At 63.7% G+C, this 16782-nt stretch carries 11 protein-coding genes and 1 tRNA gene; 8 read left to right on the forward strand and 4 right to left on the reverse strand.

The window, feature by feature from the left end; translation table 11 throughout:
- The first annotated feature begins 81 nt into the window (after positions 1–81).
- Together INT29_RS06535 and INT29_RS06540 are read left to right on the forward strand one after the other, a co-directional pair.
- Complete coding sequence (locus INT29_RS06535) at positions 82–1164, forward strand: MBL fold metallo-hydrolase (RefSeq protein WP_069600953.1); 1083 nt, start codon at positions 82–84, stop codon at positions 1162–1164.
- 34 nt (positions 1165–1198) lie between these two features.
- Positions 1199–2353, forward strand: a complete 1155-nt coding sequence (locus INT29_RS06540; protein WP_096159829.1) for a C45 family autoproteolytic acyltransferase/hydolase — start codon at positions 1199–1201, stop codon at positions 2351–2353.
- A gap of 37 nt (positions 2354–2390) precedes the next feature.
- Here the strand turns inward: INT29_RS06540 and INT29_RS06545 are convergent, their stop codons facing one another.
- The gene (locus INT29_RS06545) at positions 2391–3413 is read right to left on the reverse strand and encodes a hypothetical protein (RefSeq protein WP_096146279.1); all 1023 of its coding nucleotides are present in this window, start codon (positions 3411–3413) and stop codon (positions 2391–2393) included.
- A gap of 89 nt (positions 3414–3502) precedes the next feature.
- Positions 3503–4150, reverse strand: coding sequence for a TetR/AcrR family transcriptional regulator (locus INT29_RS06550; protein ID WP_009882568.1), 648 nt, complete (start codon positions 4148–4150; stop codon positions 3503–3505).
- 205 nt (positions 4151–4355) lie between these two features.
- Between INT29_RS06550 and INT29_RS06555 the strand changes: the two genes are divergently transcribed.
- Both INT29_RS06555 and INT29_RS20615 read left to right on the forward strand, forming a co-directional pair.
- Positions 4356–7217 (forward strand): MMPL family transporter, encoded by a 2862-nt coding sequence (locus INT29_RS06555; protein WP_193071151.1) that lies wholly within the window; start codon positions 4356–4358, stop codon positions 7215–7217.
- On the forward strand, positions 7214–9622 hold the full coding sequence (locus INT29_RS20615) for a YhgE/Pip domain-containing protein (protein ID WP_096159823.1): 2409 nt from the start codon (positions 7214–7216) through the stop codon (positions 9620–9622). The genes INT29_RS06555 and INT29_RS20615 overlap by 4 nt, the downstream gene beginning before the upstream one ends.
- Before the next feature lie 426 nt (positions 9623–10048).
- Here INT29_RS20615 and INT29_RS06565 read toward each other — a convergent pair whose 3' ends face one another.
- Both INT29_RS06565 and INT29_RS06570 read right to left on the reverse strand, forming a co-directional pair.
- Positions 10049–12358 (reverse strand): FAD/NAD(P)-binding protein, encoded by a 2310-nt coding sequence (locus INT29_RS06565; protein WP_193071152.1) that lies wholly within the window; start codon positions 12356–12358, stop codon positions 10049–10051.
- Between the two features lie 56 nt (positions 12359–12414).
- Positions 12415–14265, reverse strand: coding sequence for an LCP family protein (locus INT29_RS06570; protein WP_193071153.1), 1851 nt, complete (start codon positions 14263–14265; stop codon positions 12415–12417).
- A 128-nt stretch (positions 14266–14393) separates the two neighbouring features.
- On the opposite strand from INT29_RS06570, the gene INT29_RS06575 reads away from it, so the two are divergent.
- The 4 genes from INT29_RS06575 to INT29_RS06590 all read left to right on the forward strand — a co-directional run bounded on the left by INT29_RS06575 (position 14394) and on the right by INT29_RS06590 (position 16668).
- Entirely contained in the window at positions 14394–14648 is a 255-nt protein-coding gene (locus INT29_RS06575) for a hypothetical protein (RefSeq protein ID WP_193071154.1), read from the forward strand.
- A 364-nt stretch (positions 14649–15012) separates the two neighbouring features.
- Positions 15013–15101 (forward strand) — tRNA-Ser (locus INT29_RS06580).
- Positions 15102–15262: 161 nt separating this feature from the next.
- Positions 15263–15856 (forward strand): short chain dehydrogenase, encoded by a 594-nt coding sequence (locus INT29_RS06585; RefSeq protein ID WP_193071155.1) that lies wholly within the window; start codon positions 15263–15265, stop codon positions 15854–15856.
- Between the two features lie 113 nt (positions 15857–15969).
- Positions 15970–16668, forward strand: a complete 699-nt coding sequence (locus INT29_RS06590) for a GntR family transcriptional regulator (protein ID WP_193071156.1) — start codon at positions 15970–15972, stop codon at positions 16666–16668.
- Positions 16669–16782: the final 114 nt, after the last annotated feature.

Consider the following 16782-nt stretch of genomic DNA (forward strand, 5'->3'; position numbering starts at 1 on the left):
GACTTTTCAGTGACTGTGGAAAGAGAGTAGGTTGATCAGCATTGGCAATGATGCTCGACGAAGAGAAGGCAAGGTCGAACAATGGCGATCGAATCACTCAGCTCCGCACAGTCGAAGGCGTGGAAGGACAGAGTCCTGCCCGAAGTGGAGAACGTTGCCGAAGGTGTCTGGGCGATTCCCGTCCCGATCCCGAACAACCCGCTCGTCTACACCTACTGCTACGCCGTCGCCGACGGTTCGGGTCTGATCCTCATCGATCCCGGCTGGGATGGCAAGGACCAGTATCTGGCGCTCACCTCGGCGCTGGGATCCCTGGGATTCACTGTCGCGAACGTCCACGGGATCGCGATCACCCACTACCACCGCGACCACATCGGGCTGGTTCCGGCACTGCTGCACAAGAACCCCGACATGTGGGTCGCCATGCACGGCGAGGACCTGCGCTCGATCAAGAAGTTCTTCTCCAAGAGCGTGGACCTGGGCACCGGAGTCGACCCGAGCATCAACATCGCCCGCGCCTACGGAGTGCCCGAGGATCGCTGGGACGAGGTCGAAAGCCTCCAGGTCGGCAGCAAGAAGGGCAAGGGCGAGGCCGGGTCGAAGAATGACTTCGCACTGCTGATGAGCAATATGCCCGACACCGTGAACATCCTCGAGGACGGCTCCGAACTGCCGCTGGAGTCCGGATCGCTGCGGGCGCTGTGGACCCCTGGCCACACCTACGGGCATTCGGTGTTCGTCCGCGACGAGGGCCAGCTGCTGTTCTCCGGTGACCATGTGCTCCCGACGATCACCCCGAACATCGGACTCGACAGCGGCGCGATCACGCACAGCCTCGGCGACTATCTCGGTTCCCTGGACAAGATCGGTAAGCTCGACGCCGAGGTGGCGGTCCTGCCCGCACACGGCTTCCGCTTCCAGGGTCTCCACGATCGCCGACGCGAACTCGTCGAGCATCACCAGCAGCGTCTGGACGAGATCACGGAACGCATGGACGCCACCGACGATCACAGCGTCTACTCGATCGCCCAGGGCCTGCACTGGTCGCGCGGATTCGACTCCCTGCACAACTTCAACCTGTTCGCCGCCCTGGCCGAAACGGCCGCTCACATGCACTACCTGGACATCGACGTCGGAGTGGGGTCACTCGTCCCGCAGTCGTGAGACGAACGAGCCCGCGCGAGAAGAGGAATCGACAATGAGCACCGAATACGTTCCCGCAGCCGAGGTCAGGCCCGAGACCTTCATGGTCCGAGCCTCCGACCACCTCCGGCGCGGCACCCAGCGCGGGCGTGAGCTGCGCACGGGCATCGAGTCCGCGATCGCCGGCTACCGGCGCTACTTCGAATTCCTGTCCATCGCCGAGGCGGATGTCCGTGCCGCGGCCGCGTCGAGTCTCGCGCGTCTCCAGGCCTGGTCCCCGGAGGCCGCCGAGGAGGTGGCAGCCGTGGCGCAGGGTGCTGAGATCCCCGTCGAGGAACTCATGGAGGTCATCGCCCGCACAGAGATCATGACTCTGGCACCGGCCTCGGCGACGGAATGCTCGACCGTGAGCTTCACCCGCCCCGGAAGCTCGCTGGCCGCGCAGAACTGGGATTGGGCCGCCGACTTCTCGACACTGTGGCACATCAACGATGTGGGTGCCGTGCCCGGGCAGCTGCGCCACGTGGGCATCGCCGAATACGGGATGCTAGGCAAGATCGGACTCAACGAGGCCGGCGTCGGCGTCCTGCTCAACATCCTCAAGCACGAGGGCGACGGGGCCGGGGGAGTGCCCATCCACATGATCCTCGAGCGGGTCCTGTCGACGGCGAGCACTCTTGCCGAGGCGCTCGAGATCATCCACTCGGCACCCACCACATCATCGTCGATCATCACGGTGGTCACCGCCGACGAGGTGGTCCAGGTCGAGATCGCCAACGCCGAGAAGCGTGAGCGTCGAGCCGGGGACACGAGCGCGATCCCGGGCGAGAAGCCGGGTGCTGAAGCCGGTGCGGGATTCCTGCTGCACACGAATCACTTCCTGCACCCCGAGCTCATCCCCGGCAGCCTCGAGCTCAATGCGACCTCGACCTCCCGTGCCCGTCACGCTCACCTCGAGCAGCGACTCGAGGACTACGCCAAGCAAGTGGGAACATCCGGCGGCCCCGAGTCGACGGCCGACCTCACCGACCTTCTGACCACCGGTCCGGGCGAGGCGCCGGTGTCCTGCACTCCGGATCCAGGTGCCACCTATGGGGATCGCTCGGCGACTCTGGTCACCGTGCAGATCGACCCGAAGCGCAAGCAGTTAGACCTGGCTCCGGGTTCACCGGCGGACGGGATGCAGGGCAACCGTCGCTATCAGCTCTGAGCTGTCAGCCTCAGGCCTTGTCCGTCTCGGCGCTGCCTTACTTGGTGCCGTCTGGCTCAGCGTCGTCTGACTTGGCGCCGTCACCCTCGGCGGCTGCTTCGTTCGCGGCTTCCTCTTCGCGCATCGAGATGATGGTGTCGAGGCCCGAGGCGATCGAGTTCGAATCCTCAAGCGCCGTCTGGGCTAAGCGCCAGGGCACCATGTCGAGGTTTTGGTCGCCGACGCGGAAACGCACAAAGGGCTGCCTGCTGCGGGGATCATCGGGTTCGAGGTCGGCACCGTAGCGCCACTGTCCGAAGCCGATGCGCCGAATCGTCTCACCGATGAAGCGCATCGCTCCGGCGACGAACTCGGTCTCCTCTTCCGTCATCATCTCGTCACGCGAGTCGTAGCGGGCCTTGAGCTGCTTGCCCAAGCGCACCAGCGCCTCGCGCCCGAACTCCCACGAGGACGGGTCGGCCTGTTCCTGGGTCCAGGCGGCGATGCCCGGTTCCACGGTGCCGATGAAGCGGGTGAGGAACTCGACCTCTTCCTCGCTGGAGTTCTCAGCCGTGAGCATCCCCATCGCCAGACCGGTGCAGCTGCGCTTCGGCTCACCGTCACCGCCGAGATTCTCGCGAGCCTTGCTCAGGACTGCCGTGAAGACCTCGGCAGTACGGGCGTCGACCGCGGCGAGGATGATCGCCAGAATCGGGATGGGCTCACCCTTCAGCGGCCCTTCCTCGGTATCCGGACGGATGAACGGCATCCCGTTTCCGGTCTCTTCGTCGTGGTCCCAGGCTCCGCCGATCGCACGGAGATAGGTCTCGCCGAGGTAGCGGATGAGGCCTTCGACGAATCGGCGGTTCTCCGGGTCGATCACATCGTCGGGAGTGGGGAAGCGGGAGAGGACGAAGAGTTCGAGCATCGGCAGGGATTTGGGGCCGAAGTCCTTGGGGAACTTCACCGTCTCCCCGTCTTCCTTGTCGAAGGTCTCGGGCAGGTCGGCGAGGACGAACGCGCCGAGGCGGACGTCCATGTTGTTGATGAAGGCGTAATATTCGCGCTGTAGTTCATTCACGCCAACCACCTTAGTGCCTAGCGGCCGGTCCTGGGGCTGACTAGAGGTTCAGTAGGCCGAGAGCCCGGGCTGTCGGGAGGCCAGGACGCTCAGGGCTTCTGCGAGAAGTCGAGCAGTCGGTTGAGGATGCGCACCATCTGCGTGGAATCGATCTCGACGACCTCGTGCAGATCCTTCCCCGCAGCCGCGCGCAGGGATGACTGCGTGTGGATGGCGGTGAGCGCCTCGATGAGGTCCTTGAGTGGAATTGTCGAGGCGGCTTTCGCGAAGCCGATGGCGTTCTCGATCAGCGATTGGATCCGCTGGACCTGGAACGAGCTCAGTTCCGCGTACCTGGGGTAGAGCTCAGGTGTGCGCAGACAGTACAGCTGGATTTCCTGCTCAGCGATCACCTCGGCGGCGGTGGACCTCTTCTGACTGAAGGTGTCGTCGATGAACTCCGTGAGGAAGCCTTCGATGTTCTCGGGTCGACTGGAGTTGAGGCGATCGCGCCAGCGTTCGATGGCGGCGTCGAGCATGTCGAGGTCGCGGGAGGTGCGCTGTTCGATCGTGGCCAGAACCAGATCGTCGCGGCTGGAGAAGTTCGAGTAGAACGCGCCGCGAGTGAACCCGGCGGCCTCGCAGATCTCCTCGATCGAGGCGCCATCGATGCCTTTGTGGGCGAAGACGGACATGCCCGCCTCCACCAAGGTGGATCGGGTCTGCCGTCTGCGGGCGCTGAGATTGTCTGTATTCATCGAACATTTCATCGTCGGGGTGGTCGCGGTGCTGGTGTGGCTGTGGTGCTGTCGCACAGGCTGTGCTGTGTCGGTCCGTGCGGGTCTCTGTCGGCCTGGGCATCCGATGAGAATCTTCACGAAACTCCTGATGCATTTGCGCTGAGGGTACTGAGTCAACAACAATACAATACTGTATCCAATACACTTTTGTATCGAGGTCTTCGTGTCAACATTCCTGTACGCTCTGGGTCGTCGTGCCTACCGCGCTCCCATCCGATTCATCGCTCTGTGGTTTGTGATCTTCGCGCTCGTCGGCGCCGGTGTCGCGGCCTTCGCGAAGGACTTCGACAACGACTTCACCCTCCCAGGGTCCGAAGCTCAGGTCGCACTCGATTCGATGGAGACGACCTTCCCAGAAGCCTCAGGTGTGGGCGCCTCCGTCATCGTCGTCGCCGCCGATGGCGACTCGGTCAATGACTCCACGTACAAGGATGAGATCGAGAAGGAAGTCGATCGGCTCGAAGACCTCCCTCACGTTGACGCCGTGACCTCGCCGTTCGACAAGATGGTCAAGGGTGCGATCAGCGAGGACGACTCCGCTGCGATGATCTCCGTCCAGTACGACGGCACCCAGCAGGAGGTCGGCGAAGCGGCCCCCGACCAGCTTCTCGACGAACTGGATCCGATCCGCGACGCCCTGCCCGAGGGCTCCCAAGTCGAAGGCGGAGGCCAGCTCTTCCAGATCACCGGCGTGGAGATCTCCTGGGTCGAAGGCATCGGCGTCGTCATCGCCTTCATCGTCCTGCTGCTCACCCTCGGATCCTTCCGCGCTGCCGGCATGCCGCTGATCACAGCACTCATCGGCGTCGGCATCTCCGTTCTCCTGGTCGTGGGATCCACGGCCTTCGGCGCAGTCAACTCTTCATCGATCATGTTGGCGCTGATGTTGGGCCTGGCGGTCGGCATCGACTATGCCCTCTTCATCGTATCCAGGGCCCGGGCACTCCTGTCCGAGGGACATGACCCGCTCGAAGCCACCGGACGGGCCGTCGCCACCGCCGGATCGGCCGTCGTCTTCGCGGGCATGACCGTGATGATCGCGCTGCTCGGCCTGTCCCTGGCCGGCATCCCGTTCCTCACCGTCATGGGCATCGGCGCCTCCGGGTCCGTCGTCGTCGCCGTGCTCATCTCCCTGACGATGGTTCCCGCGCTGCTGGGATTGGTCAAGGACAAGATCACCCCCAAGCCGACGAAGCGCTACCGTCGGGCGTTCGCAACCGCGCAGGAGAAGGCGGGCGACTCCGTCTCTCGGTCTGAGATTGCCGCCGAGGCGGAGGCTGAGGCCGGTGAACCGTACCCGAAGACGATCATGAACAAGTTCTTCGCCGGTTGGCTGCACGTGGTGACGAAGATTCCGCTGCTGACAGTCGTCATCATCGTGGGTGGACTCGCGCTGTTCGCGATCCCCGCCTCCAACCTCCAGCTCTCCCTGCCGACCGCAGGCAGCCAGGAGGAGGGCGCCCCTGCCCGAACCACCTATGACCTCATCGACAAGCACTTCGGGCCCGGCTTCAACGGACCGCTGGTCATGACCAGCGAGATCGTGACCTCCGATGACCCCCTCGATGATGTCGAGAAGATCGAGAACGAGATCGAAGACGTCGACGGCGTCGATCAGGTCGTCCTCGCCACCCCGAACCGGGATGCGACGACCGCTCTGTTCCAGATCATCCCCACCACCAGCTCCGAAGACCCGGCAACTCTCGGCACCGTCGACCGGCTCCGGGACCTGAGCGCGGACATTGAGGACGAGGACGGTTTCGAAACCGCGGTCACCGGTGCCACGGCGATCCAGATCGACGTCTCCGATCAGCTCGGCAAGGCGCTGGTGCCCTTCGGCATCTTCGTCGTCGGACTCTCGATCATCCTGCTCATGATGGTCTTCCGTTCGATCTGGGTGCCGATCAAGGCCACCGGCGGCTTCCTCCTGTCCGTCTTCGCCTCCTTCGGCACCGTGGTCCTCGTCTTCCACGACGGACTCTTCGCCGGTCCACTGGGCATCGACTCGACGGGGCCGGTGATCAGCTTCCTGCCGATCATCCTCATGGGCATCCTGTTCGGACTCGCCATGGACTACGAGGTGTTCCTCGTCTCCGGAATGCGCGAGGCCTATGTCCACGGGGCCACAGCCAGGGACGCGATCAAGGCCGGCTTCGCCTCCTCTGCCAGAGTGGTCTCGGCCGCGGCGATCATCATGTTCTCCGTCTTCGCCGCGTTCGTTCCTGCGGGCGAGCCGATCATCAAGTCCATCGCCCTCGCTTTGGCCTCCGGCATCTTCGTCGACGCCTTCCTGGTGCGCATGTCCTTGGTGCCTGCCATCATGCAGATGCTCGGCGACAAGGCCTGGTGGCTGCCGAAGTGGCTCGACCGCATCCTGCCCCGCCTCGATGTCGAAGGAGAAGGCCTTGCCCACGAGGTGGCTCTGCGAGATTGGCCGGAACCGGACTCCGAATACCGGGTCTACGGTCGCGGCATCGCCGTCAGCTCGGGTCGACGCGGATTCGCCCAGGTCGACATCTCGCTCTCACCGGGCCAGATCCTCGTCGCCAGCGGCCAAGCACGCAAGGCATTGCTGCTGGCTCTCTCCGGTCGCGTCGGACTTTCCGCCGGTGAGATGAAGATCGGAGACATGGTCCTGCCCGAACATGCCGGACGGGTGCGTCGTCGTGTCCCGTACTTCGACCTCGATAAGAACGGGCCGGGGACGATGCCAGGGTCACGCGAGCTCTCACAGCTGCGCACCTCGGCGCCGGACCTGCTCATCATCAGCGAAGCAGGTGCACTGGCCGGAGAAAGCGGCCGGGACGTACGCGATCTACTCTTCGATCTGCAGGCCGAGGGCACGGCAATCGTGCTGGGTCTGCCCGACGGCGACATCACCGGGATCCTGTCCCCGAACACGAACTACTTCCACCTCGATCTCGATGAGGCCAAGCCGGAGGCTGAGCGTGGAACCGACAATGACAACGGCGGCGTGCAAGCCCACGCGGCCGGTCGCAGCGAAATGGAAGGCGTGCAGTCGTGAGACTCGAACGTGCGAACTCGAAACGGCCCGTGACCTGGCTGTCCCTCTTCGGTCTGGTGCTCATCCCGATCATCGTGGCCGCTGGATTCATTCTGGCCACGTACAACAGCACCGATCGCCTCGATACGATCGAGGCCGCGATCGTCAACAATGACGACGGCGCCGAGGTGGATGGTGAGACCGTGCCGATCGGCCGGCAGCTGACCAGCGGGCTTGTGGGTGAAGAGGACAACAACATCCATTGGGTCATCACCGATGAGGACGATGCCGAGAAGGGCATGTCCGATGGGTCCTACGCAGCGACTCTGACGATCCCCGAGGGCTTCTCCCGGGCTGTGACCTCGGTCAGCGATGCCAAGTCGGCAACTCAGACGCAGCTGGACGTCGACGTCTCCGGAGTCGCTCCGGCCGCCGACACCCAGATCGCGCAGTCCGTGGCCGGAGTGGCACGGACAACCTTCAACACGCAGATGACCGAGACCTACCTCGACAACATCTATGTCGGCTTCAACGACATGGGTGATCAGATGAAGGACCTCGGAGACGCCGCCGGTGAACTCGACGAGGGTGGCGAAGAGCTGGCGAAGGGGACGGAGAAATCCGCGAGCGGGGCCGGTGAACTCTCCGCCGGTATGGACAAGCTCGACTCTTCTGGATCCGAACTCAGCAAGGGCGCCGGAGACCTGTCCAAGGGTGCTGGTGAACTGTCGAAGGGCACCTCTGAACTTTCGGGCGGTCTCCAGGACATGAAGAAGTCGACGGCGGATCTGCCCGACAGCACGCAGAAGCTGGCTGACGGTGCCGGAGAGCTCTCCGGGGGAGTCGACGAGTACACGAAGTCCATCGACCAGATCATCAAGGGCTTCGCCGGTTCCGGTGACTCCGGCTCCGGCGAGGGCGGTCTCGATGATCTCCTCAAGGGCGGCAAGGACCTCGACAAGGGTGCCCAGGGAGTCTCCGAGGGTGCAGAAGGCCTGTCAACGGGTCTCGGCCAGTACCGCGACGGGCTCCAGGAAGGCGCCGACCAGGCCGATCAGCTGGCCAAGAGCGGAACCGTGACCGGTCTCGATTCGCTGGTGTCGGCGGGCATGATGACCCAGGACGAGGCCGATCAGGCACGTGCTCAGATGTGCCCTGCCGGCACACCGGACGAGGTCTGCGCCGGCATTGAGAAGGCCTACGCTCAGGGGCTGCTCAACGGCACCTCGGGTGGCCTGAACAGCGCCGTCGACGGTCTGGAGCAGAAGCAGGACGGCGAGTCGCTGCTCGGCGGAGCGGACAAGCTCGCCGACGGTGCGGGTGAACTCAGCGACGGCATGAGCAAGTTCGTCAAGGGACTCGAAGACGGCCTCGGTGAACTCACCAAGGGCATGGAGGACATCTCGAAGAATGCTCCGAAGCTGCTCGAGGCCTCGAAGGGTCTGCGCGATGGTGCCTCCGGTGTCGCCGAAGGCAATCAGAAGCTTGCCGACGGAATGCCGGAGCTCAGCGACGGCATCGCCAAGGTCGCCGATGGTTCGAGCGAACTCGACGACGGTGCCGGACAGCTCTCCGATGGACTCGGCGAATTCTCCACGGGACTCGACCAGTACACGACCGGTGTCTCCACTGCTGCCACCGGCACCTCTGACCTTGCGGCCGGACTGGACACCCTGTCCGAGGGCACAGACAAGTATTCGCAAGGAGTCGGCAAGTTTGCCGACGGTGTGAAGAAGGGCGCGGACGAGGTTCCCTCCTATTCGGCACCGGAGCGTGACAAGCTCTCCACAGTCGCCTCGGAGAACATCAAGTCGCCGGACTCCTCCGACGCGGGCGATGTGCTGCAGGGATCGACTCTTGCGCTGCTCATCATGCTCGCCCTGTGGGTCGGCGGACTCGTCACCTACACGGTGCTCAAGCCGATCCCCGCCTCGACTCTGCTCTCGACGAAGTCCTCGGTGGCCGTCTGGCTGCGCGGATTGGTGCCTGGCGTAATTGTGGGACTGCTGCAGGCCCTGGTGCTGTCGATCCTGGCGGTGACTGTGTTGGATATCGACGCCGTCCAAGGCTTCGACATCGCGGTGTTGACGTTCGTCTCCGCGCTGGTGTTCATGGTGCTCAACTTCGCACTGGTGGCGTGGTTCGGCGGCGTGGGCAGGTTCCTGTCGGTGATCGCCGTGGTCCTGGCTGTAGCCGGCCGAACGATCGGCGCGGTGCCCGGCTTCTTCGACTTCCTCGCCCCGATCCTGCCGCTGACGCCGGCGATGAACGGCTTCGTTGCGATCACCGCCGGAACCACGGGCGTGGCCGCTGCCTATGGCGGCCTGCTGGCCTGGGCGATCATCGGAGTCGTGATGTCCCTCCTCGCGATCGTGCGAGCCAGGACCACGAAGCCCGAAGCCGCCCTCGAAATGGCCGACGCCTAAGGGGAGACCCCGGCATGGGGCACCCGCGTGAGGACCGTGGGGCTCAGGCGGGGGAAGGTGTTGGGAAGGCTGTGCGGAGAAGCAGCTCGGCCGAAGTTTCAGGGCTCTGGTTTAAACGCGAGCTCTGAAACTTCGATGCAGCCTTAGCGAGACCTCGATCTGGCTGAGACTCCTCGTGCGCGCCAGTTCGTGCGTACTGAACCCCGTCTCGGTGCCGCGGGCGCCGGCGCTCTACCGTCTAAGTCACTCCGAGTTGATTTGCAACCAGCTCAGTCTGATTCAGAGTGCTCAGCTTGCTGCCTCAGGCTGCCCAGCCCAGCTGCGCAGCCTCGAGACTATGTGAAGCGAGCCCGCATGGACCGAGCTTTCGTGGAGCAAACCTGAGTGGAACAAGCCTCGTGGACCGTGCGGGCCTACGTGTGAACCTCATATGAGGTCGAGGATCGCCTGTGCTGCGGCGTGAGAGTCGCCGAGTGTTGCTGCGTTCGCATTGGGATTCGCTGCGATCGCCAGCCCCCACTGGACGGAGGAGAGCTGAATCGACAGCGCGAACCGTCTGGGGTGCACAACGCCTTCGATGTCGATGGTGCGGTAGGGCCGCGAGGTGAGCGCGAGTCCGTTGAGGAATTTCTCGCGACCGTCGTCCAAGGTCAGCCGTGCGGGTGTGAGCTGACCGCGCTCGACCATCCCGTGCACCAGCACATCTGCGGCCCGAGACACCGCGTTCGTCGGTGACGCCGCATCGATGACGACACTTCCCGTGATTCCGCCCGTGACCTGCGCCGAGGTGACAGTGAATATCTGCGGCAACGGATCCCCGTTTGCCGAGGCGTGATCCCCGTCCGCGCTCGCAGCGCCGTCGGGAGTGGCTTCGATGCGCATGTCCGGGCCGATGAACTCGACGAAGCCGGCTTCGGCTAGAGCAAGTAGTTCTGCGATGCGCTGCGGGGGAGGGCCGTCGCAGATGCCGGAGACGAAGCTTTCGAACCAGCCGCAGATCTCCATGTCGATGCTGACGCGGTCGATGTGGCCGGCCACGATGAGTTCTTTGAGGAGCAGTCGTGACTGCCAGAGCACGGTGAACAGAGACTTTTCGGCGCTGCCCTCGGGCCCGGCCAGAGAGTCGTGGAGATCGTTGCGGAGGAAGTCGAGCATCCACTCGTGCAGGGAGTTCGCCTCCCTGGGCCCCCGGCTGTCGAACTCTCGTCCCTCGAGAGGATTGAGCAGCTCGTGCAGTGACATGCGGTGAGCGGGATCGGGAACGAGACTCTCCTCGATCTCCGACCAGGCGAAGGCCTCTCGGGTGACGCGGCCCTGGCGCGCAGCCTCGGCGGCTTCGTGATCTCGGGACTCCGCAGCGCCCGTGGCCGCAGAATCTTCCCTGGCTGTGGCCCGCGAGGTCTGCGTCTCGCGCGAATCGCGTGACTCCGGGTGGGTCTCTTGCCAGGTGCGCCTGGTCAGGTGTCGGGACACCGCCTCGGCGATGGCTTCACGCAGCTGTCCGGGATCACCGGCGAATGCGTCGGGGCGGATCCGGGACAGGGTGCTGTAGTAGGCGAGACGAAGATCGGCGAGGATGAGCGGCCACAGCTGGTCGTTGAAGCGAGCCCCGGCCTTGCGCTCGCCGTCGAGGTCATCGAGACCGGCGAGCAGTGCGATGTTCTCCCGTGTGAAGTAGCGCAGGGGCCAGGATGAACGCGGGTGGGCTTGGCAGATGGGTTTGCTGCGGTAGGGAACTCCACGGCGGGAGCCGAGCAGCAGGCAAGGTTCCTCACCGCTGCGCACATAGCGGAGTTCGCCTGCAACCTCGGGGTCCGGGTCGAACCGGCCTCCGCGTTCGTGTGTGAACAGTGTCTGCAGGTCGAAGTAGTTCAGGCCCATGCCGCGGACGATGACACGGCTGCCGGGTGCCACCTCGGCGACGGGAGCTTCCGCCGGCAGCCCCTGCGGGATGTAGAGTCCGCCCTTCCGCTGTGCGAAGGCCGCGAGTCGGGCACGTTCCTCAGTCTGCGCACTGGGGATGTGGCCGACAGCAAGGACGACGGCGGAGGCGATGATGGCGGTGCCGTCCTCGCATCGGACCAGCTGCGGTGGCACGGTCTCGGGATCCGTTGAGGTATGGCCCAGGGGTTCGACCGGTGGAAGGTCGATGACCGATTCGACCTTCGTGGGATGCTCGACGATCTCGACGAAGGCAGGTGCCATGTCGCGGATGCGAGCATAGGCGTCACGGAGATAGCGGCCGTAGAGAGTCCGACTGGGGAACGTGGCATCGACGGGATCGGTTCCACCCATCTCCCGGTACCACTGAGCCATATCGGGGCCGAACCGATCGGATGTGCCGTCGAATCCGAAGCGATCGGGCACCCCGTCGACAGAGCCCAACGCACCTTCGGAGAAATCAGCCGATGCGTCGGCAGAGACGAACGAGCAGCTCGAGTCGGGGAAGATCGTCTGCTCGCCGATGGTCGTGTTCATCAACAGTGCCTCGGGCTGATCTGTGCGCCAGACGATGCCCGCACCCGGCGGGTAGGGGTCGATGAGATGGACAACGATGCTGGCCGGAGAGTCGGCTCCGTCGGCTTCTGTGTCGGAGAGCCGTTCGACGGCGAGGGCGACGAGTCTCTCGAGGACCGAGAGTCCGCGGGGCCCGGCGCCGATGATCGCAACCGAGTGGGCCCGCGCGTCTAGACCATCTGTGCCCGAACTGGTCGTCACCCCTGACCTGTTCGTCACGCCCGAACCGTTCGTCTCAGTTGAGCTGTCGTCGACCGAATGTGGTGAAGAAGTTGTCACCCTTCATCTCCGGCTCCCGGGCCTGGATAGCCGGGGAAGTCGTCGCCGGGCTTGAAGCCCTTCGGGTAGCACTTGCCCTCGGCGTTCGGCTCACCGGGCTTCGTGGTTTCGGTCGGTTCGCCATCATTCTCCTCGGCCGGCTGGTCCTCGGAGGACGCCTCATCGGAAGGCTCCTCAGCGGCGGTGTCCTTCTTCTCGTCCGGAGCTGGCTTGTTCGTCGGCTTCACGGACTCTTCGCCCTTGGACGCGCCCTTGACCTCACCGAGAATCCACTTGTGGAGGACGTCGAAGTCGGGGTTGTAGGTGGGGGTGACGTCGTTGTTGATCTGCACCGTGGTGACGTCGCCCTTCTGCATGGAGATCGCGAGCTCGATGAAGGCCGGGACCTCGTTCTGCGGAATCGACGTGGCGATGTTCTTGGTCGCCGAATTCGCGAGTTTAGGGTACGCCGTAGCGAGTTCGCGCGGGTCGATCTGATCGAGGGTGGTCTTGATCATGCGCTGCTGACGGCACATGCGATCGTAGTTGTCACTGCCTTCACGGGACCGCACATACCAGAGTGCGTCCTTGCCCCTGAGCGTCTGCGGGCCCGGATCGACCCAGCCGTAGATCTTGTTGGAGACTCCGGACATGGACTTGCCGCCGCCCATCGGGATCGGACGTTCGACGTCGATCTTCACCCCGCCGATAGCATCGACGACGTCTTCGAACCCGGCCATGTCGACCGCAGCCCAATAGTCGAGGTTGAGGCCGAGCGAACCCTCTACAGCCTGCATCGTGGCGAACATGCCCGGCTCAATGCCGTGGGTGTTGCCGATGTCGTCCTTGTTCTCCTCGCCCCACTGCCAGACGGAGTTGATGAGGTCGACCGAGGATTGGCCGGTGGGTCGGAAACCGTCGGGCCAGGCCTTCTCCAGTTCGCTGCCTTCGGGGAAGACCGGGAACGCGAGGTTACGCGGCACAGAGATCAGGGCGGTGTTGCCAGTCTTCGTGTCGATCGAAGCGACGAGCATGGTGTCGGGGCGTGTACCCTCACGGTCATCGCCGTTGTCGCGGCCCATGAGGAAGACGTTGATATAGGGCTTGTCGGCCCAGAGATCTTCAGCGTTCTTGGCATGTCCCGTGCTGTCGCCGAAGAGGCTTGAGACCGTATCGCCTTGGACTCGGGCGTAGACTGAGCCGACGCCGAAGGGAATGCCGACGATCAGTGCGAGAGAGACGACGAGCACCCCAGCCATCTTGTTCTGCCACGGGGCATAGCGGTGGCCTTTGCGCAGCCCGAAGTGGGAGATCACGATCACGAGGATCCAGATCACGCCGATGATGGCGAGGACGATTGCGAGGAAGGTCAGCAGCGTCGGACTTGAGACGACGGTGCCGAATGCGCGGACTGGCCCCTTGATGAGGACATAGAGGATGGCGACGAGGAAGGTGATGACGAATCCGCCGAGGAGGATGAAGCCCAGTGGGCGGAATCGTGTGCGCAGCAGGCCGATGCCGGGGAGCAGGGTGCTCAGTGAGGTCCAGCCGACGAGGCTGGGGAATGCTTCTCCGACTCGTGATGAATGGCGACGTGCCCGGGAAGCCTCAGCTTCCTCGACGGCTTCGTCAGCTCGGCGGTCCCTGCGCCGCGGTGCGGCGCTTGCTTCGTCGGCGATTCGATCCGCAGATTCCCTCGCCGAGGCGGGGCCGCGTTTGCGTGCATCCGCGGGCTGGGCTGCATTGCGGCGAGTTGGTTCCGGTGCGTCGGTGTTGGGCTCCGAAGTCCTGGCCCTGTGTTCTTGGGCCTCGGCGGCCGATGCCACCCCTGCGGCCGATGCTTCGTTGGCTCCTGCGGCACGAAGCATCCGTGCTTCGCGGCGAGTGCGTGGTGCAACTGGACGAGGCGTCGGTGCCTTCGACTGATTGTTCTGGGAGACCGGCTGCTGTGAGGTCGAGGACGGACGTTGAGTGGATTCGGAATTCTGTGACGTGGATGAGTTCTGTGACCGCCTCGATGAGCTCGGAGGCTGAGGAGACGCTCGCCGTGATTGTGAACGCGACTGCGACTGTGACTGCGACTGCGAGTTCGATGATGGGCGGAGTGAAGCCGACTGATCCTCGCTGGCTGTGGAATCACCGCGGAATCGAGGGCGAGAAGAAGCGCGGAGACGGTGACCAGCAGGACGAGAATTGGGGTCGTTCCCATTCGGCCCTTGCTTGTCAGGGGGAATCTCTGGCAAGTTCTTAACTCCTCGTAGTTTACGTCTCGTGCTCTGTGCGATGCTGGCTATCGACGCGCATCATGAACGATGTCAGCGCAGGAGGCACCTCCGTAGCATCGTTTCCAGACCCGTCAGAGAGCAAACCGCAGAGCACTTCAGACCGATTTTACGCCCGTAGATTGATGAATGCTGGAATTCGCGTGTATGCGAGCAGAAGAGTCCGGTCGCGATCCCCTTTTATCCAGTGATCCGACTCTAGCCGGATTATGATCAAGCCCACTCTTTGAGCGCACGCTTTGCTCTTCGCCGTTGGTTTCGCATAGGCTGTTCCCCGTAGTGATAACTGCAGGTTCGACACTCTCTTCGCCAAGAGGTATCGAGTCAGTAATTGGAGTCGTGGCTGAGCGGCCGAAAGCGTCACCCTGCTAAGGTGAAGTCCCTTGAACTGGGGACCGAGGGTTCAAATCCCTCCGACTCCGCGTTGTGAATTACCCCCGTCTGGCCAGTCAAACACTGAGCAGGCGGGGGTTTTTCGTCGGAGCGCCCTCAGCCCTGGTGTGATCGCCCCTGATCCTCTAGGCTCAGGATTGTCAGTCAATCCTGTTTGGTCTGACCTTCACATCAAGGAGGGAGCCCTGTCATGAAGATCTTGTTGGTCGGCGCCGGAGGGCATGTCGGAAGAATCGCGCTGGCCGAGCTGGAGGCTCGAAACCATCACGTGGTTGCAGCATCCAGATCGACGCAGCCCGGAGTAGACACCTCAGATCCTGAATCGATCGCAGCGCTTCTTGAGGCGGTCGGTCGAATCGATGCGATCGTCGTTGCGGTGGGCTCCGCGGCATTCAAGCCCGTCACCGAGCTCACACGTGAGGACTATACGAGTGCGTTTGTGTCGAAAGCATTGGGCCAGGTTGAATTCGTGACGCAGGGCCTCGACTATCTCAATGACGGCGGTTCGATCACGTTGACCACCGGTGTACTCAGCCGCGAGCCCGTGCCGACTGCAGCTGCGGCTGCTTTGGTCAACGGCGCCGTCGAATCATTCGTCGGCGCCGCCGCTCCGGAACTTCCGCGCGGCATCCGCATCAATGCAGTCAGTCCGAACGTGCTGGCGAACTCCCCCCACTTCCACGACGCATTCGCGGGGATGGTTCCGGTGACCGATGAGCAGGTTGCCGCAGCCTTCGTGCGCTCCGTCGAAGGCAACGTCACAGGCAGGGGCCTCGCCGTCTGACCCGGCCCGGCAATCTGACGGAACTTTGCAGGCGGTATCGATTGGGAGGTGCAGCAGTGGACTCTGCGGGACCAGCGGAAGGCAATGTCGGCCAAGCATCAGAAGGTGCACTCATGTCGAACACCTCACAGAGCTCTTCTGCTCGTGCGGCGCAGGCTCCCGTGTCCAACACTGAGCGTCGGCAGCGCGTGGTTGATGAGATCAAACGGCGGATCGTGCTCGGAGAGATCCGGCCGGGCCAGCGCATCATCGAGGCAGAGCTCACGTCCTCTCTCGACGTCAGTCGCCCGACTGCGAGAGAAGCGCTCAACCAGATGGCGAGGGACGGCTTTTTGATTCAGGAAGCCTACCGAGGACTTCGGGTGGCCGATATCGAGTCTGATTCGCTGTTGGAGATCGCCCGTGTCAGGGTCGCTCTCGACACCGAGGCGATCAGTGAGATCCTCGCTGACACGACGGGGCAGCGGATGGGCATGCTGGAGGAATCGTGGCGAACGTTTGAGACGGCCACGGCAGAATCGGACCCGCTGGCCCTTCACGAGGCGCACGTGCGATTCCACCGTGGAATCTGGGAAGCGGCGGACAACTACCTCCTCATGCGCATCTGGCCGGTGATGGAAGCGCAGATGACGATCGTGTTGGCCTACGACCAGTTCACACGGACGAATCCCGCACGGGCTCATGCCATTCATGCTGCACTGATGCGTGCGATCCGCACGGGTGATTCGGCACAGATCCGGACGGCTCTGGACGTTCACACCATGGACAGTGCCCAAGAACTCGCGTTGCTGACACCTAGGCCTACAGAGTGACCGGTCTCTAGGCCGACAGGCCCACCGGCTGACCGGTGCCTAGGCCGACAGGCTGACCGACTGACCGACTGACCGACTGGCTGACTGACCGACTGTCCCGTCTGTGCAGCAGCC

The organism is Brevibacterium sp. FME37, assembly GCF_014897485.1.
GTDB lineage: Bacteria > Actinomycetota > Actinomycetes > Actinomycetales > Brevibacteriaceae > Brevibacterium.